General features: G+C 32.4%; 25 protein-coding genes. 11 read left to right on the top strand and 14 right to left on the bottom strand.

Annotated elements, in window-relative coordinates; translation table 11 throughout:
• Window position 1: 1 nt before the first annotated feature.
• The 4 genes from IP358_RS04560 to glmU are packed head-to-tail and all read right to left on the bottom strand — an operon-like array spanning window position 2 to window position 3,335.
• Window positions 2-751, bottom strand: coding sequence for a UDP-2,3-diacylglucosamine diphosphatase (locus IP358_RS04560; protein WP_006802404.1), 750 nt, complete (start codon window positions 749-751; stop codon window positions 2-4).
• A complete protein-coding gene (gene argC / locus IP358_RS04555) occupies window positions 741-1,751 on the bottom strand; it encodes an N-acetyl-gamma-glutamyl-phosphate reductase (RefSeq protein WP_006802403.1) in 1,011 nt (336 codons plus the stop codon). Before argC ends, IP358_RS04560 begins: the two co-directional genes overlap by 11 nt.
• Before the next feature lie 49 nt (window positions 1,752-1,800).
• Window positions 1,801-1,998 carry a sulfur carrier protein ThiS gene (gene thiS / locus IP358_RS04550; RefSeq protein ID WP_006802402.1) on the bottom strand — a complete coding sequence of 66 codons (198 nt, stop codon included), beginning with the start codon at window positions 1,996-1,998 and terminating at the stop codon, window positions 1,801-1,803.
• A gap of 29 nt (window positions 1,999-2,027) precedes the next feature.
• Window positions 2,028-3,335, bottom strand: coding sequence for a bifunctional UDP-N-acetylglucosamine diphosphorylase/glucosamine-1-phosphate N-acetyltransferase GlmU (gene glmU / locus IP358_RS04545; RefSeq protein ID WP_006802401.1), 1,308 nt, complete (start codon window positions 3,333-3,335; stop codon window positions 2,028-2,030).
• Between the two features lie 104 nt (window positions 3,336-3,439).
• Between glmU and IP358_RS04540 the strand changes: the two genes are divergently transcribed.
• The 4 genes from IP358_RS04540 to trmA are packed head-to-tail and all read left to right on the top strand — an operon-like array spanning window position 3,440 to window position 6,893.
• Window positions 3,440-4,204 carry a motility protein A gene (locus IP358_RS04540; protein WP_006802400.1) on the top strand — a complete coding sequence of 255 codons (765 nt, stop codon included), beginning with the start codon at window positions 3,440-3,442 and terminating at the stop codon, window positions 4,202-4,204.
• Window positions 4,205-4,207: 3 nt separating this feature from the next.
• Window positions 4,208-5,038: a flagellar motor protein MotB gene (locus tag IP358_RS04535; RefSeq protein WP_006802399.1), complete on the top strand. Its 831-nt coding sequence runs from the start codon at window positions 4,208-4,210 to the stop codon at window positions 5,036-5,038.
• A 26-nt stretch (window positions 5,039-5,064) separates the two neighbouring features.
• Window positions 5,065-5,787, top strand: coding sequence for a flagellar type III secretion system pore protein FliP (gene fliP / locus IP358_RS04530; protein ID WP_370522951.1), 723 nt, complete (start codon window positions 5,065-5,067; stop codon window positions 5,785-5,787).
• A gap of 2 nt (window positions 5,788-5,789) precedes the next feature.
• Window positions 5,790-6,893 carry a tRNA (uridine(54)-C5)-methyltransferase TrmA gene (gene trmA, locus IP358_RS04525; RefSeq protein ID WP_006802397.1) on the top strand — a complete coding sequence of 368 codons (1,104 nt, stop codon included), beginning with the start codon at window positions 5,790-5,792 and terminating at the stop codon, window positions 6,891-6,893.
• Window positions 6,894-6,931: 38 nt separating this feature from the next.
• Here the strand turns inward: trmA and nhaA are convergent, their stop codons facing one another.
• Window positions 6,932-8,257, bottom strand: a complete 1,326-nt coding sequence (nhaA, locus tag IP358_RS04520) for a sodium/proton antiporter NhaA (protein ID WP_006802396.1) — start codon at window positions 8,255-8,257, stop codon at window positions 6,932-6,934.
• A 9-nt stretch (window positions 8,258-8,266) separates the two neighbouring features.
• A complete protein-coding gene (locus tag IP358_RS04515) occupies window positions 8,267-11,044 on the bottom strand; it encodes a RecB-like helicase (protein ID WP_040498504.1) in 2,778 nt (925 codons plus the stop codon).
• Window positions 11,045-11,167: 123 nt separating this feature from the next.
• On the opposite strand from IP358_RS04515, the gene IP358_RS04510 reads away from it, so the two are divergent.
• Window positions 11,168-12,043: a DnaJ family protein gene (locus tag IP358_RS04510; RefSeq protein WP_006802394.1), complete on the top strand. Its 876-nt coding sequence runs from the start codon at window positions 11,168-11,170 to the stop codon at window positions 12,041-12,043.
• 13 nt (window positions 12,044-12,056) lie between these two features.
• Complete coding sequence (locus IP358_RS04505; RefSeq protein WP_006802393.1) at window positions 12,057-12,425, top strand: heat shock protein transcriptional repressor HspR; 369 nt, start codon at window positions 12,057-12,059, stop codon at window positions 12,423-12,425.
• Window positions 12,426-12,583: 158 nt separating this feature from the next.
• Here IP358_RS04505 and IP358_RS04500 read toward each other — a convergent pair whose 3' ends face one another.
• Both IP358_RS04500 and IP358_RS04495 read right to left on the bottom strand, forming a co-directional pair.
• On the bottom strand, window positions 12,584-13,285 hold the full coding sequence (locus IP358_RS04500; RefSeq protein ID WP_006802392.1) for a response regulator transcription factor: 702 nt from the start codon (window positions 13,283-13,285) through the stop codon (window positions 12,584-12,586).
• A gap of 84 nt (window positions 13,286-13,369) precedes the next feature.
• Window positions 13,370-13,681 (bottom strand): DUF2325 domain-containing protein, encoded by a 312-nt coding sequence (locus IP358_RS04495; protein ID WP_006802391.1) that lies wholly within the window; start codon window positions 13,679-13,681, stop codon window positions 13,370-13,372.
• A 164-nt stretch (window positions 13,682-13,845) separates the two neighbouring features.
• On the opposite strand from IP358_RS04495, the gene fur reads away from it, so the two are divergent.
• Complete coding sequence (gene fur / locus IP358_RS04490; protein WP_006802390.1) at window positions 13,846-14,307, top strand: ferric iron uptake transcriptional regulator; 462 nt, start codon at window positions 13,846-13,848, stop codon at window positions 14,305-14,307.
• A 17-nt stretch (window positions 14,308-14,324) separates the two neighbouring features.
• Here the strand turns inward: fur and IP358_RS04485 are convergent, their stop codons facing one another.
• On the bottom strand, window positions 14,325-14,780 hold the full coding sequence (locus tag IP358_RS04485) for a phosphoribosyltransferase (RefSeq protein ID WP_006802389.1): 456 nt from the start codon (window positions 14,778-14,780) through the stop codon (window positions 14,325-14,327).
• Between the two features lie 14 nt (window positions 14,781-14,794).
• On the bottom strand, window positions 14,795-15,847 hold the full coding sequence (gene mqnE, locus IP358_RS04480; protein ID WP_006802388.1) for an aminofutalosine synthase MqnE: 1,053 nt from the start codon (window positions 15,845-15,847) through the stop codon (window positions 14,795-14,797).
• A 160-nt stretch (window positions 15,848-16,007) separates the two neighbouring features.
• Between mqnE and IP358_RS04475 the strand changes: the two genes are divergently transcribed.
• Window positions 16,008-16,544, top strand: coding sequence for a PAS domain-containing protein (locus IP358_RS04475; protein WP_006802387.1), 537 nt, complete (start codon window positions 16,008-16,010; stop codon window positions 16,542-16,544).
• The gene (locus tag IP358_RS04470; protein ID WP_006802386.1) at window positions 16,541-17,917 is read left to right on the top strand and encodes a methyl-accepting chemotaxis protein; all 1,377 of its coding nucleotides are present in this window, start codon (window positions 16,541-16,543) and stop codon (window positions 17,915-17,917) included. The genes IP358_RS04475 and IP358_RS04470 overlap by 4 nt, the downstream gene beginning before the upstream one ends.
• Window positions 17,918-18,118: 201 nt before the next feature.
• On the opposite strand, the gene IP358_RS04465 is transcribed toward IP358_RS04470, so the two are convergent.
• From IP358_RS04465 to IP358_RS04450, 4 genes are all read right to left on the bottom strand, one after another.
• Window positions 18,119-18,364 carry a hypothetical protein gene (locus IP358_RS04465; protein WP_006802385.1) on the bottom strand — a complete coding sequence of 82 codons (246 nt, stop codon included), beginning with the start codon at window positions 18,362-18,364 and terminating at the stop codon, window positions 18,119-18,121.
• Between the two features lie 720 nt (window positions 18,365-19,084).
• Window positions 19,085-19,291 carry a type II toxin-antitoxin system YafQ family toxin gene (locus IP358_RS04460; RefSeq protein ID WP_248613383.1) on the bottom strand — a complete coding sequence of 69 codons (207 nt, stop codon included), beginning with the start codon at window positions 19,289-19,291 and terminating at the stop codon, window positions 19,085-19,087.
• A 61-nt stretch (window positions 19,292-19,352) separates the two neighbouring features.
• Complete coding sequence (locus IP358_RS04455) at window positions 19,353-19,595, bottom strand: hypothetical protein (protein ID WP_370525633.1); 243 nt, start codon at window positions 19,593-19,595, stop codon at window positions 19,353-19,355.
• Between the two features lie 19 nt (window positions 19,596-19,614).
• Complete coding sequence (locus IP358_RS04450; RefSeq protein WP_006802382.1) at window positions 19,615-20,085, bottom strand: hypothetical protein; 471 nt, start codon at window positions 20,083-20,085, stop codon at window positions 19,615-19,617.
• Window positions 20,086-20,240: 155 nt separating this feature from the next.
• Here IP358_RS04450 and IP358_RS04445 point away from each other — a divergent pair, with 155 nt between their 5' ends.
• Together IP358_RS04445 and IP358_RS04440 are read left to right on the top strand one after the other, a co-directional pair.
• Window positions 20,241-21,500, top strand: a complete 1,260-nt coding sequence (locus IP358_RS04445) for a coiled-coil domain-containing protein (protein ID WP_006802381.1) — start codon at window positions 20,241-20,243, stop codon at window positions 21,498-21,500.
• Window positions 21,497-22,495, top strand: coding sequence for a hypothetical protein (locus IP358_RS04440; RefSeq protein WP_006802380.1), 999 nt, complete (start codon window positions 21,497-21,499; stop codon window positions 22,493-22,495). Before IP358_RS04445 ends, IP358_RS04440 begins: the two co-directional genes overlap by 4 nt.
• Window positions 22,496-22,514: the final 19 nt, after the last annotated feature.

Genomic DNA, 22,514 nt, shown 5'->3' with positions numbered 1-22,514 from the left:
TTTAAGACTCCTTTAGGGTTAAACAATTATCGGCGCATTTTACAATAAAATATTTTTTTTTACAAGCAAAAAAGGGCAGACTTACATAATTAATCTTTTGGCTCTTTGCAAGATTGCCTTTATGAAAATGTCCTTCAATGATGTAAGAATTGCTAGGAATGGACATTTTTCTAATATATTTTTTTATGCGTATTTGTGCAAATTGTGCAAAATCCTGAGAATAATATATATTTGCTCTTTTCTTTTTAATGCTTTTGTTTTTTAAAAAATCTATGATTTTAGAATATAAAATTTTTGAAAAAAGATTTAAAAAAGTTAAAAGATGGGGATTGCGGATAATAGTTGAGAAAAGTTTATAGTGCCAACTTAAAAATATATCTCCATGTGCAAGATAGACATTTTTATTGTTAAATTGGCACAAAACAGGTTGTTTATTTAAAGGAAAGCAATGAATATTTTTAAAATATGGAATCGTTTTTAGCAAAAAATCGTGATTACCTTCCAAATAATACACTTTGTGTTTAAGTGCAAGTTGCTCTAAAAGTTCTAGTGTGGATTGGTTGTCTTTAATGCTTTGTGGCACTAATCCAACAAGAAAATCAAAAATATCTCCCATGAGAAAAATTTGTCGTTTTTTGGATTCTAAAAGTTCAATAAATAAGCTATCTAAAGTGTTTTGATAAAAGCTGCTATGATGAGAATCAGCGATAAAAATCGCATTTTTTTCTATAATGATAGGATTATGGTGCATACGCAATTTTTGGTAACCCTAAGCTTTCATCAAGCCCAAACATTAAATTTGCATTTGCAAGAGCCTGTGAGCTCGCACCACGCAAGAGATTATCAATACTAGAAGTGATAAACAAATCCTTTTCATCAACTTTTGCATAAATATCACAAAAATGCGTTCCAGCGACATTCTTAATTTGCGCACAACTCTCACGCACTCTGATAAAAGGCTCATCCTTATAACGCTCGTGTAAAATTTTAAGAGGATCGATCTTTTCTTTTAAACGCGCATAAATAGAAACTAACATGCCGCGTGTTAGTGGGATTAAATGGGGAACAAAAAGTGTTTTTAATTGGATCTTGCTAATTTTTTTTAATTGTTCGTTAATTTCTGGAGAATGGCGATGGCTAATAGGTGAGTAAGCAAAAAGATTTTCATTGATTGTCGCAAAATGTGAAGTTTGCACTAGTTTTTTGCCTGCGCCACTTACACCGCTTTTTGCATCAATATAAATACTTTGCGTGTTATCAAGATATTCTGCAAAAGGCAAAAGTGCAAGCAGAGTTGCCGTGGGATAACAACCTGGATTTGCAACAAGGTTTGTTTTGGAAATCTCTGCACGATTGTATTCCACAAGACCATACACTGCGTTTTTTAAATTTTCTTTATCACTATGTGAGCAATAATATTGTTCGTATTTTTCTAAGCTCAAACGATAATCTGCTGATAAATCAACAACTTTGATATTTTTTTCTAATAGAGTTTTTGCATACTCCATTGCTTTTTGGTGCGGTAAGGCAAGAAATGCTAGTTCGCATTCCTGTGCAATTTTTTCTTTGTTTGCCTCTTTGATAGGAAGGTTTATAACGCTCTTTAAACTAGGGTGCAAGCTTGCAATGTCTCGATGGCTCTCGCTTGCATAAAGACTAGAGAGTGTAAAATGCCTGTGTGTGAGTAGAAGTTTGACTAGCTCTAAGCCTGTATATCCACTAACTCCGATAATTGAAGTCTTGATGTTCATAATTTTCCTTAAAATAAATTGATTTAAAAAAATTCCAACTTTATGTATTTCAACCGCCACCCATAAAGGTTAAACATTCAATCGTATCATTTTCTTTTATTGTATAAGATTGCCATTTTTCTTGTTTGATGATTTCCATATTCACAGCAACAACTATGCTTTTGCGTTCTATTGAATATTCCAACAAGAGCTCTAAAATATTTTTAGATTCCGTATTTATGATTTTTCCATTAAGTTTAATTTGCATTGCTCTTAGCCTTTAAAACATTTGTTATTTTATGTTTTTTTATTGAAAAATTTATAAAAAAATCCCTCTTTAATAATCTCTTTACCACAAGTGATAAACAACTCTCCCTTTTTTAGATTTCGTCTTATTGTACTTCCTGCTCCAACAATACAATCATCTTCTATGGTAATAGGAGCAATGGCTTGAGAATCGCTACCAATAAATACATTTTTTCCAATTTTTGTTTGATGCTTATTTTTCCCATCATAATTACAAGTGATAAACCCGGCTCCAATATTTGTACCACTTTCAATTTCACTATCACCAATGTAGCTTAAATGTCCAGCCTTTACACCATTTAGAGTAGATTTTTTTACTTCTACAAAATTTCCAATATGTGTATTTTCTAGCACGCTTTGTGGGCGTAAATGCGCTAAAGGTCCCACATCACTTTTTACAATAACGCTAGATTCTATCACGCTGTGCGCTTTGATGTGAGATTCTATAATTTTAGAATTTCCACAAATACTCACACCATTTTCTATGATGCATTCGCCACTAAACTCCACACCTTCTTCTATATATATCGTATCAGGTAGTCGCATAATTACACCTTGTTTTAGCCAAAATTCTTTAATGCGGCGGCTTAAAATTTCTTCAGCATTGGCGAGATCTAATTTATCATTAACACCTTTAAAATCTTCAAGTCCTACAAAGAGAGGAACGATTTTTATATTGTCTTTACGAGCAAGAGAAATAATATCGGTGAGATAATATTCTTTTTGAGCATTATTGTTGTTAAGCTTTGAGATATAGGAATCCAAAATTTGAGCCTTAAAACAATATATCCCAGCATTTAAGGTGCTAAGAGCTAGAGTTTTAGAATCTGCATCTTTTTCTTCAATAATTTCTTTAACTTCGCCTTTGCTAATTACAACGCGTCCATATCCGCTAATATTTGGTAAATCTAGAACGCTCATTATAATTTCTGCATCTATTTGTATAAATTGTTTTAGCTCACTTGCTTGGATTAATGGCATATCACCATTTAACACCAAAACTTTTTCATATCTTGGTCGATAAGTTTTTAGTGCACCACCAGTGCCAGGGAAATTTTGCAAATCTTGAAACAAAAAACGAATTTTATCACCAAAATATTCTTTCATTTTGGATTGGATTTTTTCATTTTCAAACCCTAATACCACGCATACATCATCACTCAAGCGTAAAGATTCTTTAATGCTATAATATAGCATTTCCTTACCACAGATTTTGTGCAGCACTTTTGGGGTGCTAGACTTCATTCTTGTTCCCTTTCCAGCAGCTAGAATTACGATTGATAAGGCGTTATTTTCCATTATTATTCCATTTTTTTAAAGTTAATTTAATCTTATTTTAACACAATAAAGTTTAGAATTAGGACATTTTTTAAAAGTTTCTTGAAGTAAATTTGGAGAGAAGAATGGATTTAGGCACAGTTGTAGGGATGTCGCTATCTTTTATTTTGCTTGGAACAGCGATGATGTTAGGGGTTGGGATTGGCCCTTATTTTGATATTCCCTCCATTTTAATTACGGTTGGCGGATCTATCACAAGTTTGCTAATTGGTTACAAAATGGAAAGCATGAAAAAAGCATTTACTTTTTTTATGATTGCATTTAAACCACAAACTTTTGATGTTCCAGCTCTTATTAAAAAGCTTGTAGATTACTCAACGCAGGCAAGACGCGATGGAATCTTATCGCTAGAACAACAATCCAATCAAGAAGAAAATGAGTTTTTAAAACGCGGGTTAAATATGGCAATTGATGGTGCTGAACCTGATAGTATTCGTGATTTATTAGAAACTGATATGGATAGAACGCTTGATAGGCATAAGTCAAATGCTGGTATTTTTGATACTTGGGCAGCGTATGCAGGAGCATATGGAATGCTTGGAACACTTATTGGTTTAGTTGCAATGCTTTTAAATATGTCTGATCCTGCTTCTATTGGTCCGGCAATGGCTGTTGCGCTTCTTACAACTTTCTATGGTTCTTTTATTGGAAATGTTGTTGGCTCTCCTATTGCAAATATTTTAATGATTCGAGCAAATGATGAAGCTTTAGTTAAGTTGCTTATTATTGAAGGGATTATGTCTATTCAAGCAGGGGATAATCCGCGTGCTTTAGAAGCAAAGTTGCTAACATTTTTGCCACCAAATCAACGCGTTAGTCAATTTGAGTAAAAAATGGCAAAACGCTGTCCACCTTGTGATTGCCCAAATGTCCTACCACTTTGGCTTGGGACTTATGGAGATATGGTTACGCTCATTCTTACCTTTTTTATTTTGCTTTTATCGATGGTTACTTTTGATGCTAAAAAGCTAACAGAAGCGGAGTCTAGTTTAAAAGGTTCATTATCACTGCTTAGTGGCGGGATTAAAATTGAGCCAGACAATACAAGAATTCAGCAACAAGCAGATATTACCGTTGAGCCAGAAACCGCCGAAGAAGTGCGTTTGATTGAAAGTGCAATTTTAGATTTCAAGGAAAATGTTAAAACTTCCTTAGGTCCTTCAAACATTATAGATGAAGGAAGTGAAGGCTTTATCTTGCGCTTTAGTGGAAAGCTTCTTTTTGATGAGGGGGAAATCACACTCAATGATGCCGATGAAGTTTTATTTTTAAAAAGGCTTGCATTGATTTTGCAAAAAATGCCTTCCACGCTACATTTAGATGTTATTGGCTATACGGATAATCGCACAATTTCGCCCACTCCAAAATTTAAAGATGATATAGGTTTAAGTGCACTTAGGGCTTTGGGAGTAGAGCGAGTGTTGTTAGAAAATGGTGTTAATCCAAAGAAAATGACAGCATTGGGCAATGGTGCTACAAATTTCATTCTACCAAACACAACAAAAGAAAATCGTCAAAAAAACCGCCGTGTAGAGTTTAGATTCTATCCTAATGATAGACATTTGCAAAAATCACAAAGTATTTTGGAACAAATCATTGAAAAGAAGCAATTAGAAAATAACACAAGTAAGCAAATAGAAGTGCTTGAAGCAAGGATTCCTTAGTGCTACGCCTAGTTTTTATTCTTTGCATTGGTGTTATTTTGCTTTTTGGAGCACCTCCTGAACCACAAGCACCTACGATTCCTACTGTGGATTTAACTCTTCGTGCACCCACAGAACCAGGAGATTTGGTTACAACACTAAATATCGTTGTGATTCTAACTTTACTTGTTTTAGCTCCATCTTTGATTTTGATGGCAACAAGTTTTGCTAGGATTTTGATTGTTTTTTCCTTTTTGCGCACTGCTATGGGAACACAGCAATCTCCACCTACCCAACTTTTGGTGTCTTTTGCGCTAATTTTAACCATGTTTATAATGGAGCCAGTGGCAAAAGAAGGTTATGAAAAGGGTATAAAGCCCTATATTGCAAAAGAGATTCCTTATGATGAAGCATTTTTGCGTGCTTCACAGCCTTTTAAGGATTTTATGATTAGAAATACACGCCCAAAAGATTTAGCTCTTTTTTATAGAATTCGTAATCTTGAAAATCCACAAACTGCACAAGATGTGCCTTTAAGTATTGCTTTACCTGCTTTTATTATTAGTGAAATGAAAACAGCTTTTCAAATTGGCTTTTTACTTTATTTGCCTTTTTTAGTCATTGATATGGTAATTAGTTCTATTCTTATGGCAATGGGTATGATGATGTTGCCCCCTACAATGATTTCTTTGCCTTTTAAAATTTTAATTTTTATTTTAGTAGATGGCTTTAATCTATTGACAATGAATTTAGTGCAAAGTTTTCGGTAGCAATGGCGTTAGTTTGTAAATATTTAGGCAAATGTGGTGGTTGCAATGCAATCACATTGGAGTCTAAAATTAATTTTGCTTCAAGTCTTTTAAATTTTAAGGATTTTGAAGTTTTTAAAAGTGAGCAATCTCATTTTAGGGCGCGTGCAGAGCTTGGTATCTACCACGATAATAGAGAGATTTTTTACACGATGCGTGGAGAAAAAGAACGCTTTGTGAAAATTGTAAATTGTCAAAATCTGTTGCCAAATATTCAAAAAACACTGCCTGTTCTTTTGGCGATTTTAAACTCTAAAGACTTTAACGCATTTAAGGAGCGTTTATTTAGTCTAGAAATTCTCGCCAACCAAAATAATGCTTTACTTTTAACATTAATTTACCATAGAAAATTAGAAGAATCTTGGATACAAGAAGCAAAAAAATTACAATTAAAACTAGAAAAGTTTTTAGGATTCCACTTTGAGATTGTGGGGCGTTCGCGTGGAGTGAAGTTAGTTTTAGAAAAAGATTATTTAATGCAAACACTAGAGATTTTAGGTAAGCAATTTTGTTATCGTTATAATGAAGGAGCTTTTAGTCAGCCAAATGCTACTATAAATCAGCAAATGATTACTTGGGTGTTAGAACATTTAAAGGAGGGTGGAGATTTGCTAGAAATGTATTGTGGCTGTGGAAACTTCACAATTCCCTTATCTTTTTGCTTTGGTAAAGTCCTAGCCACTGAAGTTTCTAAAACTTCTATTAATGCTTTAAAGTTTGCCTGTGAAACAAATCAGATTCCAAATATTTATTCTGTGCGATTAAGTGGAGCAGAATGCATAGAAGCCTTAAATGGTAAAAGGGAGTTTAATCGCCTAAAGCACATTGATTTAAACACTTTTAATTTTAAGAGTGTTTTTGTGGATCCTCCGCGTTGTGGGCTTGGATTGGAAGTGTGTGCGTTTTTAAAGCGTTTTAAACAGATTATTTATATCTCTTGTAATCCAGTTACTTTAGCACAAGATTTAGATATTCTCAAACAAACACATAAGATTAAACACGCAGCATTTTTTGACCAATTCGCTCATACAAAACATTTAGAATGTGGAGTAATTTTAGAAAATTAAGCTTAATTGTAAAGCTTTTCCATTAAGAGCAAAAGCTCTTAATGATGCGTAATCTTATCGCGCACAAGAAAAAATATGCTCCCTAAAATCCCAGCAGTTAGTGAAGCAATTAAAATAGAAATTTTCGCAACATCAGTAGCAATAAGGGCGTGTTCTCCAGAAAAAGCGAGATTTGTTACAAACATTGACATTGTAAATCCGATTCCACCTAATGCGCCTGCGCCAAAGATTTCCGTCCAAGTTACGCCTGTTGGACGCGTTGCAATTCCTAGTTTTTCCGCCAAAAATGTAAATAGAAAAATTCCTACAGGCTTACCGATTACAAGCCCCAAAAAGATTCCAAGAAATACATGATCTACGCTAAAATCAATATTTGATCCGATAGTAACCCCCGCATTTGCAAAGGCAAAAATAGGCATAATAACAAAGCTACTATAAGGTGCAAGCGCGTGTTCTAAACGCAATAAAGGATTTTGCACCGCTTTTTTTTGATTGCCAATTTCGCTTAATGCGTGGATTTGCTCATTTTGCAAAAGGATTCCATATTTTTCCTTTTCGGCTTGCTTAAAATGATCTACAATCTTTGTGATTTTTTCCATAAAATGCATTGTGTCAATTTTAGGAGCGACTGGAATTGTAAAGGCTAATACAACTGCTGCAATAGTAGCGTGCACTCCGCAACTATGCACTGCAATCCATAAAAATACACCTAAAATCATATAAGGTGTTAAGGCTTTTACCCCAAGCTTGTTTAAGATAATAAGTAAAATTACAATTCCAGCGGATACGCCAAGCCAAGCAAAAGAGATTCCGCTAGAATAAAAGAGCGCAATAACAATAATTGCACCTAAATCATCAGCAACTGCTAAAGACACTAAAAATACCTTGACAGAAACTGAAACTCGTTTTCCTAGTGTTGCTAAAACACCAAGTGCAAAGGCAATATCTGTTGCCATAGGAATACCAAATCCGTGCTCAGAAGGAGTTCCTCCATTTAATGTAAAATAAATTATACCTGGTCCAATCATTCCTCCAAGTGCTGCGATAATGGGTAATGCTGCTCTTTTAAATCCTGCAAGCTCTCCAAAAAGCACTTCGCGTTTAATTTCTAAGCCTACAACCAAAAAGAAAAATGCCATCAAAACATCATTAATCCAATGTTCTAAACTCATTCCTATAAATGTTCCATTAATACTAAAGCCAAATTGCGTTTTCCAAAGTGTTGCATAAGCTTCACCCAATGGGGAATTTGCAACAATCATTGCTAAAACTGCACAGCAAAGCAATAAAATTCCAGCAAAAGATTCACTTTGTGTTATTTTGCTAAGTGTAGCTAAAAAACCACTCTTGCTTTCCACTTCCATACTTCTCCTTTATGCGATTTCAATAAGTTTTCCTTCTTGCGCTTCTTGTGTGTAAAAAACATAGCCATAAGTTTTTTTGTGTAGCATTTGCTGCACAGATTCCATATAATCACGCACTTGTTCTACGTGAGAGTCATCTTGCTTGCCACTTTTGTAATCCACAATCCAAGCAGAGTTTTCTCCTTCGATTAAAAGATCAAGGCGTTTTTCTCTGCCATTTGATAAAAAAGGAACTTCGCATTTTACCTTGCCTTTGGTTATAATTTCAATAAAATTTTGATTTTTTAAGATTAAATTACATCGTGCAACAATCTTTTCTAACTCTTTAAAATCTAAATAAAATCCAACTTTATTGTTTAAAATCTCTAAGAGTAGGGCATCATTTAATTGTAGCTTTAACTTTTGCTCCATCGCAAAGTGCAAAGCGATTCCATAATAAATTCCTTTGAGATTTGATTCATATTGTGGAGAAGTCGAAGTGTGGATATCCCTTTGCCGACCTTGATTTTCTAGGCTAGGCTTTTCTTTCGTGATATGATAAAAACTTGCATTGTTTTGTGTAGAGATTTCAGATTGACTTTTAACTTGTAATACTCCATAAGTGGAATCTTCTAAGCTTAAATCCACAAATGCACCTTGTTCGCTAAGTTTTAAAATGTGCATTGTTTCTTTAGCGCGAGTTAGGGCTACATAGAGTTGATGTTTTAAATCCTTTGTTTCTAGGACTTTTTCTTTGGTAAGAGCATTTGCATAGGTAAAATCTAAATTTTGACGCACAGGATTGCTGTATTGAAAAATATGCTTAATATCTACTCCATTTTCATCAAATTCAAAAAATATTTTAGAACGTCTTGCATTGTTGTGATTTGATTTATCCACAATCAACACATTTTCAAATTCTAATCCTTTGGATTTATGGATTGTCATAATACGGATTCCAGAAATATCGCTAGAAACTATATCTAAAGACTTTTTTTCAATGTTTTCTAAAAGCTCCATAAGGCTGTGGTATTCTAGCGTGGATTCTAGGAATTTTTTAGCACTTAAGCTTGCAATATTATAATGCTCCATTATTTTTAAAATCATTTGTGCAGGGGCTTTAAAGCCTTGTATACTTTGGACAAAAGTCTCAAATGCGGAATCCATTTTTAAGCCCAAAAGCATAAAAAACGCATTTTTGTGCAGATTATTTTGCGTGATAATAAAATTTAAGAACTCTAAAATTGCACGCACTTCATTATGATTAACCAGCTTTGCGCTTGTATCAATCACTACCTTATAATCTTGTTCTTGCAAGAGTTGCGATAGCTCCACAACCGCCTTATTATCAAACACTAAAATCGCAATGGAATCCTCTTTGATTCCTTTTGCTTTAAGCTTTTGTAGAGTTTCTAATACGCCTTGATAAAGTGTATCTTTTTCATAACTTTTTACACTTACAAATCCCTTGCTGCTAGACTTTGGAGTTTGTGGGATAAAATTTTCTATCACCTTTTTAAAAGTTTGATTCACAAACTCTACAACACTAATAGAACTCCGATAATTATGCTTTAAGTTGAGTTGCTGCATTCCGGAACTTGCGATTTTAAAAAGCTCAGGATTACCACCACGGAAGCGATAAATAGATTGTTTAATATCGCCTACATAAAAGAAACTCCGCGTAAAATTTTTTTGTCCAACACCAGCTTTAATTTCATCAATTAAGGGCTTTAAGATGCTATATTGTAGAATGCTTGTGTCTTGAAACTCATCAATTAAAATATGACTAAGTGTGCTATCAAGGCGAAAATATAAAAAATCCTTGCTAACAAGCCCTTCTTTTAGAAGTGTATGCACCTTTGAAGTTACTGCATTAAAACTAAGTGTGTTATTGTTTTTATAAAATTGCTCTTTGGCTATCAAATAAGATTGGAAGATTGCAAATAAAGCGTCTAGATACTTCGATTCTCTTTGTTTTAGGGTATAGATTACACATTGTTTTAATTGCTCAAAATCACTTTGATTAAAAGGGATTTTAGAAAAACCCCTATATTCTTGCAATGTTGCCTTTGTGAGCCAAGTTTTGCCTTTTTTTAATAATTCTTGAAAGCTGTTACAATCTAGTTTATCTGTCTTTTTTCCGTAAAAATTAAAATAAGTCTCTTGAAGTTTTTGTGTATATTTTAAGGATTCCATTTCGTAATTTATAGTTGTTTGCATAATAGCTTTTGTGAAAAGTGTCTTATCTAAACTTTCTTTAAACGCGTCCAAAAACACGCAAAGTTCCAAAATTGAATCTAAATTTTGTTGCTCACCAAAACAAAGATTTAAGAGATTATTAAAAGTAGAATTATCTAAATTTTGTAAAAAAATCTCGCAAATGGAATCTAAATCCTCTTCTTGAAGCTCAAAATCATATTCCACGCCCACATACCAGCAAAAGTTTTTTAAAATTTTCTGAAAAAATGCATCAATGGTTGTGATTTTTAAATCTTGGCGCAAAAACTCGTGATATACGCTATTGATTTTGTTTTCTATATTTTTCCAGTCTGGCTCTTGCAAGGTTTTATTTATAGAAATAAGCTCAAATTCTTTTATATAATCTCTATTATTTTTATTATAATAAAGCTCTTTAAGGTTGTGCAAAATACGCTCTTCCATTTCCTTTGCCGCTTTTTTTGTGAAGGTTAGAGTTAGGATATTAGAAGGTTTTGCTCCTTGCATTAAAAGACTCAAATAGCGCCTTGTGAGTTCATAAGTTTTGCCACTTCCAGCACTTGCGCTAAGAGATAATAGCGGATATTCCATAGTTTTCTCCAAAAGACGGAATTATAGCATTTCAAAAAAGCAAAATAAAGTTGATTGACATAAGCTAAAGTTTTATAATATAATACACTAAAAGTTTTATAAAAATTTTTAAGGAAAAAGCAAATGTCAAAAAGCCTATATGAAACGCTAGAGGTAGAACAAAATGCAAGTGCTGATGAGATTAAAAAATCTTATCGTCGCCTTGCGCGCAAATATCACCCTGATATCAATAAAGAACCTGGAGCTGAAGATAAATTTAAAGAAATTAACGCTGCTTATGAGATTTTAAGTGATGAAAATAAACGCAAGCAATATGATCAATTTGGAGATTCTATGTTTGGTGGGCAAAACTTCCACGATTTTACACGCTCTCATGGAAGCATGGATTTAGATGATATTTTAAGTCAAATTTTTGGAGGTGGTTTTGCGCAGGGAGGATTTTCTCAAAGTGGCTTTGGGGGGGCTAGTTTTGGAGATTTTGGCGGTTTTAGAAGCTCAAGAGGACCTAGCCTTGATATTAATGCGCAAATTACAATTCCATTTGCAACCGCGCTTTTAGGGGGTGTTCATAATATTAATATCCAAAATAATAGTTATGATATTAAAATTCCAGCCGGCGTAAAAAGTGGGGAGACAATTCGCTTAAAAGGCAAGGGGAATAGTATAGGGGGGCAGAGTGGAGATTTGCTCTTAAAAGTCAGCGTTGCCTCCCATCCACAATATGCGCAAGATGGTGATGATTTGACAATGCACTTTGATGTGCCTTTAAAGGTTGCTTTATTTGGCGGTAAAGTAGAGATTGAAACATTGAGAAAAACTATCACACTAAAAGTGCCAAAAAATACTAAAAATGCTCAAAGATTCCGCGTTAAAGATCTTGGAGGATATAATCGCAAAAGCAAGGCGTATGGGGATTTGTATTTAGAGGCAAATATTATTTTGCCTAATTGCGATACACTTCCAGAGGCGCTCAAAGAGGCATTAGAAAAATATTTATAAGGAGAGGTTTATAATGTATAGTTATGATGAGCCAGTTTATTTAATTAGTGTTGTTGCTAAAATCTTATCCATCCATCCACAAACTCTGCGACAATATGAACGCGAAGGATTGGTTGAGCCAGGCAGAACAGATGGCAAGATGCGCCTTTATTCCCAAAGAGATATTGATAAAATAAAAACGATTCTACGCCTAACCAGAGACTTGGGTGTTAATCTTGCTGGTGTGGATATTATTATGCGCCTTAAAGATAAACTGGATGAACAAGATAGGGAGATTGAAGAGCTACATTTGAGCTTGGAAAAATTTAAAGCAAATCAACCAAGTAAATCTGTGGTTAAAAAGCAAAGTTCATACGAAGTAATTATTTTTGAAAAATATTAGAGAGTAGGGTTGTGACAAAAACTCTAATGATTATTTGTACGCTTTTTGCATTTTGTTTCAATGCATGTTCTACAAAGGGCTATGCAAATTCTAGTGGAGCGACTGGATATACAGAATGGAGATTAGATTTCTAAGTATTAAAATATAAAGTCTTATTCTTATTCTTTATCCAAAATAGGTTGGAGTTTGTAACCAAAGCGTGACTGATTATGAATTAAATCATAGTAAGTTTTTCGCCTAATACCATTAATATGCATTCGTAAAGAATCCATTGTCATTTGTTGCCCATTCCATACTTTTTTATGAAATTCTTCATAGGTAATAGGATAGCCTTTATTTTCTAATAGTAAGTCTAGGATTTTACTTTCTCTATCTGTCAATTCAAATGCTGCAATTCCTTTTAGGATAGACTTATCTCGGCGCCGATAAAAAATTCCTTGCCCAAGATCCACAATTTGTTCTTTGTTAAGGGCTTTGTTGATATTTAATAAAAGTACAAACAGCTCCTCTAGATCCACCGCCTTTTTAATAAGTGAAGTTGCATTGAGTTTAACCATTTCAGCAATTTTTTCTTCATCACTATAAGCTGTCATGAAAATTACAGGAATATTAGGATTAATTTTTCGCATACTTTTTACCATTGCAATCCCGTCCAACTTTCCATCAAGTTTCACATCTGTAATAACAACATCAATAATTTCATTTCTAAAATACTTTAGAGCAACCTCACCTTTCTTAGTAATGATTACTTTTTTGCAACGACGCTCAAGAGGAATTCTAAGCAAATCTAGGGCTATAGGATCATCTTCAACAATTAATACATTCAGCGTGCTTAATGGCTTTAAAAGTTCAGGCAACATTATATTTCCCTAATGTTTGACTTTTGTAAAAGTTAGACTTAAATTATATATTGTAAATATTAAGAAAATAATTAAAGTTTAAATTTATTTGTAAGCGCAAACTTTATTGCAATTTTCCCCAAAAGTTTTCATAAATTCACAATATAAGCAACTCACGCTGCGTTTCGTGCAGATAATTGGAATCTCTTTTTTCTTTGCAGCATTGCGAAATTTACGCATTGTGTTGTGGTTTAAAAAATTTGTAAGCATTACCAAACATTCAATGTTTTGTGGTAATTCCTTGTGATTAACGCTTTCTTTTCTTCCATCCCAATGTGTGATTTCTTCACATCCTAAACCTTTAAGAACTGCTTTAATAGGTGTAATCTCATCTCCGCCAATTACCAAAACAGACATTTTATCTCCTTATGCAAAGTTTGTTTAAAGCGATAAAATGATAATCAATATCAACTTAATAAGATATAAAAATGATTCTTATTTTATTTTTGCTTTATTGAAGACTTTTTGCTACAATAGAAAATTTTAAGATTAGAGTTATATTCTATAAAAAAGGGTTTATAATGAAAAAATACAAAGAGTCTCTCAAAACAATCTTAGATAGATTGCATTTATCCATTAAAAAAAACAGCTTGAAAAGCTCAAAGCAAAGAGAATTAATCTTAAAGGTAATTTATGAAGATGGAGGACATCTAAGTCCTGAAGATATTTTTACCATTATTAGAAAGACTTGTAAAAACACAAGCATTTCATCAATTTATAGGATTCTATCTTTTTTGGAAAAAGAAGGATTTGTAAGCTCTATTGAAGTAGATAAAAGTGGGAAGCGCTATGAAATTGCAAGCGGGTTGCATCATGATCATATTATCTGTGTAGAGTGTGGCAAGATTGAAGAATTTTGCAATGATGAGATTGAAAAATTACAAGTTGATGTTGTTAAGTCTTATAATGGAAAACTTGTAGGGCATGATATGATGCTATACATAGTTTGCAAAGAATGCTTGGAAAAAGAAACTCAAAATTAGATTCTATATCCAAAAAGCTATTCCTTTTCGCGTATGGATTTAATAATATCAACTTCCCAAAAGAACTCCACCCAATCTTTAGCTTCACGCAGGATAAAATCGGGCTTGAAAGTTGCCGTTGGTTTATGAAAAATACAGGCAGTTTTAAACTCCATATGCGAATAAATCGTACTTAAAATCGTATGCACCTTCTCCATACTTGTGCCACTATCTACAATTTCATCGACAATCAAGACGCGTTGATTACCACTTAATTCTGGAATATTTGAGATTTGAATTTCTTGTTGCACTTTATTAAAAAAAGATGAAGCATTGATGGTAAAAATACGCCTAAGATCTAATGCAATCCCTAAAAAATGTGCCATTGTAAGTCCGCCTCTTGAAATTGCAACAATTGCATCAGGATTAAAATCAATTTGACTTACAAGCTCTTTCATATCTTCTCTAAACATTTCATAGCTATAATATTGCATCTTTATCTCCTTGTTTAATATATTTTTATGATGTTATAAAGGCTATCGCGCTCCACCGGGATAAATCCTGCATCTTTAATTTCGGAAATCAATGTGTTCTTTGTGATTCCGTAAGCACTTTTACTACCACTTGCGCTTTGAATTGCCTCTCTTTGAATGGTTCCATCAATATCATCCGCGCCAAATTCTTGTGCAACAAGTGCTAAATTTAGCCCTAAAGTTGCCCAATAGGCTTTGATATGCGGGATATTTGATAATAAAATCCTAGAAATTGCAATGGTTTTTAAAATTTCCTGCCCGCTAGGAAATTCTGTAACTTTTAAGAAATTATTTTCTTTTTGATAGACTAGGGGGATAAATGCGTTAAAACCACCACTTTTCTCTTGCTGATGGTAAAGACGCAGTAAGTGATCAATACGATGTTCGCGTGATTCTATATGTCCAAAAAGCATTGTTGCATTAGACTTTTTACCTAAAGAATGCCAAATTCCGTGGATTTCTAGCCAAGTTTTAGAATTCACCTTACCCTTGCAAATGTAATCTCGCACTTTTTCATCAAAAATCTCCGCACCCCCACCAGGCATAGAATCCACACCATTTTGCGCCATTAATTCTAACACTTCTTGGTGGCTTTTGTTTGAGATTGTGCTTAGATAATGTACTTCAGCGGCAGTTAATGCTTTAATATGCACTTGCGGAAATTCTGCTTTAAGTGTTCTAAAAAGTTCTAAATACCATTCTAAATTAAGCTTAGGATTATGCGCACCCACAATATGCAGCTCTAGCGCTCCTGATTTTATGGAATCTCTAGCAATTTCCAAGACCTGCTCTTTATCCATTGTATAAGCGTTTGGATTTTTTCTGTGCGCTGAAAACCCGCAAAATTTACAAATATCCGCACAATCATTTGTGGGATTAATATGGCGATTGGAGTTAAAAAATACCTTTTTGTCAAAGTATTTTTGACGCAAAGAGTCTGCTATATTTCCAAGCGTAAAAAGATCTAAATCATAGAGCTCTAGGGCATTTTTGGAATCTAAAAAATCTGAATGTTTGTAATTTTGCATTATAAACCTTATTTTTAATATATTTATATTTTGAAATTTTAAATTATACAGAAAATGCTTTAATTTTTATTATTACTTTTAAATCATTATTATAATTTATATTTTTTTTATAAAATTTTAACAATAATTGCATCGGTATTAAATTATTATAAGGAAGCAAATGGAATCCGCATTAAAACTCCTAAAAAATGAAGTTTTGTTAAATGATGACACACTAATTACTTCTAAGACCGATTTAAAAGGAAAGATTATTTATGGAAATCTTGATTTTATTAAATATGGTGCTTATAGCGAAAAAGAGTTTCTAGGGAAGCCACATAAACTTGTGCGCCATCCTTTTATGCCACGCGCTGCTTTTAAGCTTTTATGGAGCACAATAGAAGCAAAACGAGAATTCTTTGCTTTTGTTTGCAATCTTTCTAAAAATGGTAAAACTTATTGGGTTTTTACAAATGTTACCCCTTCCTATGATGAAAATGGAAAGGTAATTGGTTATTATTCTGTGCGTCGCAGACCAAGTAAAGCTGGAATTGAAACAATCATAGAAATTTACAAGCAGTTGCTTGTTATTGAAAAGGAAAAAGGTTTGGATGCTAGTGTGCAATTTGTAATGGAATATTTACAACAAAATAAAATAGGCTGGAATGAATTTATTATTAGTCTTCAAAAACAAGCTGAAGTAGGGGGATACCGATGAAAAATTTACTTATTTTTGCAATTATACTTTGTGTGATAGGCGTTGGAGCAGAGGCATTTTATCAGGGAATTAGCGTGTATTTGGCTATTTATGTATTAATTGCTATTGTGCTTGGATATGGCATTATGAAATTTACGGAGCGTGAGCGTATTATCCAAAATATGTTAAAAGTAACAAGGGAATATCAAAAAGGGCATTTTGAACAGCGCGTGTTGCATATTGAAGGTGATGCAGATTTGTGCGAAATGGCAAACAACCTTAATACAGTGGCGGATAATTTAGAAGCCTTTATGCGTGAGATTAGCACTGCAATCCACAGCTCCCAAAAAGAAGAATATTATCGCTTGGCATATGCACAAGGGCTAAAGGGTGCATTTATCCAAAACATTAATAATATCAACAAAGCATTACTCAAAATTGAAGAAAATGCAAAGGCAAACATTCAAAATGCACTTGCAAAGTCATTGCTTGATATGAGTTTAGGTAGCCAAAATGAGAATTTAACAAAAATTTCATCAGATTTAGAGGGAGATATGCAGCAGCTTGATGTGGTGAATGATAATGTTACAAATATCACAAAAAGTGCGAAAGATTCACAAAAAGATGTGGCAGGCATTACAGAATCTATTGATGCTCTAATGGCAATTATTAATGATAATTTAGCCACCGTGGATAGCTTTACGCAAAAGTCAAAAGATATTAGCTCTGTTGTAGATATTATCGCTGATATTGCAAATCAAACAAATTTATTGGCATTAAACGCTAGTATTGAAGCAGCTAGAGCAGGGGAGCACGGAAGAGGATTTGCTGTAGTTGCTGATGAAGTGCGTCAACTTGCAGAAAAAACTCATAAGGCAACAAATGGAATCTCAATGGTAGTGCAAAATATGCAACAAGAGATCGCTGAAATTCAAGATAATTTTGCACAAATTTCAGATTATGCAAACTCAACACATAGCAATATCACAAACTTTAATGAAGTTTTTGGGAGAATGGAGCAGACTACAGCAACCCTACAAGAGGTATTTAACAAGCTTTCTTCTCGTTTATTGCATAGTATTTCAAAACTTGAGCATATTGTATATAAATCTAATTTATATTTAAGTTTTAATTTAAGAAAAGAAACTTGTGATTTTAATGCGATTAATCCGATTTCTAAATATTTAGATGATGAAAAGATGCTTCTAAAGGTTGGAAATCTTGATATTGAAGGGTTAAATCAAACAAAAATTGCATTGCTTAAGGATACAAATTCCGCTCTTGATAAACTAAGTCAAACACTTACGAAAGAGAATGTGGATTCCATCATTGAAACCTTTGAAGATATTGAAGAATCTTCTAAGCGTGCAATTTCTCTTTTAGATTCTCACTAATTTATAAGCACACAGGTGGCTTATAAATAAAACATATTGAATAGAGCAGGATTTTACTCCATTTTCAAGCACTTTTTTAAAAAGAAACAAAAAAAGTTTGAAAATTATAGTATTCAATACCCTTCTTTGCTTCTAAGTATTAAGTTTAAAAATAAATATTAAAATAAATTTTTAAGAATTAATCACCCTGTTGCTTTAATATTATTTAACTAAATAATAAAAAGCGTTTGAGCAATTTTTTCTAGCAACTTCTTTTAAGGCATACCCATTTTGGTCAGCAAAAGAACAATGCGTGGAGACTTTATCGAGAAACTCTTTATTTTGAAATTCCTCTTTAGTAAATTCTCTTTCATTTAAATATGCTAATTCATCTTTTTCTCCGCATCCAGCAAAAAATCCAACTGCACACATTGCAATTAAACCAATTTTAAATACTTTAGTATTCATCATTATCTCCTTGAAAAAATCCGCAATGCAATTATACAATAAAATTTAGTAAAATTTGTCAAAAAAGGTTAAAATTTAAAAATAAATAATGGATTATACTACATCAATAAAAATATCCAATGGATTAATCTTTAGAAAAGAATTATGCTCAAAGTTGTCTTAATTTATGCGAAATGTCCCCTTAATACTTTAAGCCTAAAAACTAAAAATTACCCAAATAGCGATAGCTAAACTTAAATTTTTTTATTTTTTTATGCGAAATGTCCCCTTAATTTATGCGAAATGTCCCCTTAATTTATGCGAAATGTCCCCTTAATTGCATTTCTAAAATCAAGTTTTAAAGCCCAAAATAACGAAGCTCTAGCGTTTAACTCTCACGCGCGCGCGTTATAAATATTAAAAACAAAAGGGAAAGAATAATATAATAATATTTAGCTATAAATAAAAACTTAAAAAAAATTTAAAAAAATTAAATTTTAAAATTTTTAGATTTTATAAGTTTTTTAATTTTTTATGGCAACTAAGTTTTTTGATAGACAAGAGGGAGAATTAATATTGCTTTAGAGTAATTTTAGAGTGGAGTGGTAAATTAAATATCTTCATAGAATCATTTTAAGATAGCTAGAATCAATTTTATGTGTTATAGTAGTATCTTTTATTAATTTTTATTTTTTAACGATTTTAGATAGGTTTTAGAGCTTTTAAGGGGTATATGAATTTTTAATATTTTTTAAATAAATCTTGATGTCTTCCTATGCGATAATAATTAATCTCTTCATCATCTCTTTTGTAAATTAAAACTAAATCACCAAAGATATGGCATTCTCTAAAGTCTTTGAAATCACCTTTTAAGCTATGTGCTTCATAATGAGCAGGCAAAATATCTAAATTTGCTAAATCTTCCACGCATTGCTTAATTTTTGTCATATCCCAATTCTGTTTTCTTACTAATTTTAAATCTTTTTTGAAAGAATTTTGAAAAATTTACTTACGCATTTTCAGCTTTCAATTCCAAATCAACACTTTCTAGCAAATCATCAAAGTTATTATAATCCAAAGGCTCATTTTTGCTTAAAATCAATTTTGTATCTTCAGTTGGCTCTTCAACTTTTTTTAATTTCTTATTGCTTAAGGACTTTTTTAACTTCATTTTTAGAAATTTAAAGGCTTCCTTGTTTTCTTTTAATTGCAATAAATAACTCTTTACTTGAAGCATTCTCATATTTTGCATAATCAAACATTGTAACCCCTTATTTTAAACTAGTATTTAAAGCAACTAAGAATGTATCAATTAAAAATTTAAGTAATGCAAAATTTGCACCTATGATTGTAATTGCTGAAATAACTCCTGTTGAGATAATAAGCCACATTTGTTTTCTGTGGGATTCTGAAATTTCTGTTCTTACTTCTGCAATTTCTACTTTTAATTCTTGTTTAGCTTCTGCAATTTCTGTTCTTACTTGATTAATTTCAGCCCTTACAAAGTCTTTAGTTGCAAGCTCATTTTTTAATCTCTCTTCTAGTTCTTCTCTTATAGCAGTCGCATTAATAGCTTGTTTATTAGCAATTTCATCTGTTACAACTTTTATAGATTCCATAATGATTTGTTCGTTTTTCTCTTGTCCTAACTCTTTAATCTTTTGTTTTAAAAAGGCTAGTAACATAGGGGATAATATCTCTCTTGTTTCCAAATTTGTATGATGTATTGTTTGTGTTGCCATTAATAATTCCTTAATTTTTCACTTGTATATAACTTAATTATACCTAAAAATTTGCATTTTTATATATCGTTTTTTTGGATTTTTCAAAGTTCAAAGTAAAATCTAAAATTTAGATTTTTTTTAAATCAAAATAAATCTATGCCTAAGGAGTAAAAATGTCAGCACAAGAAGAAATTATAGAAATTGATGAAATTGATAACAAAAAAGAAACAAAAGACAGAGAAAAAGGGAATGAAGCCGATAAAACAGATGAAAATCATCGCTTGCAAGATGAAAACCATAAAGAAACCTACACAGACTTCAAAGACTTTAAAGAAAACACACAATCCAAAGAAGTAAGAAATGATATAAAAAGTCCTTATTATGATGTGTCAAGAGAAGGCTCTTTTGGAGATTCTGATTATGAAGATGCCTTAGCTTTTTATGGACAACCCTTTGCAGAAAACTTTAATGAAGAAGAGTTTTTAGAAGAAGGCAGAAGAATTGAAGAAGCAAAACAAAAAATAGAAGAAGCAAGAATTGCCGAAGAAAAAGCCCAAGCACAAGAAGCAATGCAAATCTTAGAAGAAAAGCAAAAACTAGAAAATAAAAAAGAATTTGCAGAAGAAATTTTAAATAATTCCACTCCAGAACAAGCCATTTATGCAACAAAAGAAGCATTAGACAGCGATGGCATAGAAAAAGCAAAGGATTCTTTAGAAATTCTAGAAGAAATGACAACTCTAAAAGAAGAATTGAAGCACTTAGAAACAGAACAAGGAAAAGAAATGTTTAAACAATCTATGCAAGAAACTTCACAAGAAACAAAAGATAAGCCCTTAGAGAATCAAAATAGCACAGAAAATACAGAATTAAACCCTAATTCCATTGACGAAATGTATTTAAAACGCAAACAACAAATCACTGAAAGAATCCAAGAACTAGAAGAAAATTTTGATAGAAGCGTAGAAAAACTCATTGAAGCAAAAGATATTAACGAAATTCTAAAGGCTCTCTATAAAATGGATTACGCACTTTCTTCTATGAAAAAAGAAAGTAATAAAATTCAAGAACAAGAACACGAAAGAAGAATGAAAGAATGGCTAGAAACTTTTGCAAAAAATATACCTGAAGAATTAAAAGGCAAAGCAAAAGAGTTTTTGGTAGAACTCTATGAAAAGAAAACGCAAGCAACGCAATTCCTAAAGACAGCAGAAATGGAAAAATCCCTTTACTATAAACTAGATGATATTTTAAGTCTAGAACATAGTGAAAATAAGCTTAAAGCAATTGGTGAGATTACTAAAGAAATCTCTGAAAAAACGCCAAATTTTGAAAATAAATACCCAAAAATTACGCAAAAAACAAAAGAATATTTAGCGCAGAATCTGAAAAACACACAAGAACAATCTCAAAGCAAAGGAATCACAAAATGAAATTTAAAAATCATTATGTAGCATTTTCTTTGATTGCCACCTTAATGTTCCCAAACCACCTAAATGCAAGTGGGATTCCCGTAATTGATGCCACTTCAATCGCACAAGCTGTGCAAGGCTTCATTCAAGACCAAACTGCTAATGCTAAAGACTACGCAATGCAACTGCAACAATTTCAACAAATGCTAAAAGATACATTAAATTTTGAAAAACAAATGGAATCTTTGGGGGTTGATATGAAAGCAATTACTGAAGTCTTAGGGGAAACCCAAGATATGATTAATGATTTTGAAAATCTCTATGAAAATATTGTAGAGTTGCCTGATAATATTTGGGGGGAAACTAGCAATATTGCCAATGCTTGTAGATATTTAGAGATTAATTCTTCTAAATACTCAAACAAAATCACTCAAATTAAAAATTTTATTAAAAGGGATATTAATCAGTGCATAACATCAGTAAAAAATGCTGATGATATTTTTGAAGATGTAGAAAAGCTTGAAAAAGAAGCTTTAGACCTTTTAGAGAAAGATTATGCAGGCTACCAAGAAAAAATGCGCCAAGCGGTAATGCTAAAACAAACTATACAATTTATCAAAGAAAAAGACACCGCAAATAACGCCAATGAAATGATAAAAATTGTAGATGATTATTATTCTGGAAAAGGGCAAAACTCTCAAAAGAAATTCCAAAAAGATATGAAAGCCCTAACAGCAAAGGTTAAAAATGCGCAAACTACAAAAGAAAGGGAAGCCCTAACAAATACGATTCTTTTAAAACTTACAACACAACTCCAAGATATGAATGAAACAAATATGAAATATTATAGAGTAATTATGGCAGAAAAAGAATCCCAAATTAACGCTAAAGATGCGCACGAAATGCAAAAACCAAAAATTCTAACTTTAGAAGAAATTAATCCAACGCTAGGAGATTATTTACAGAAGCAACCCCAATACGATAAAAATGGCATACCAATTTTACAACTTAAATAAAGAATGAGCAACAACACTC

Origin of the sequence: Helicobacter winghamensis ATCC BAA-430, assembly GCF_028751035.1 — a bacterium.
GTDB classification, from domain to species: domain Bacteria; phylum Campylobacterota; class Campylobacteria; order Campylobacterales; family Helicobacteraceae; genus Helicobacter_D; species Helicobacter_D winghamensis.
This window is presented reverse-complemented; position numbering and strand designations above follow the sequence as displayed.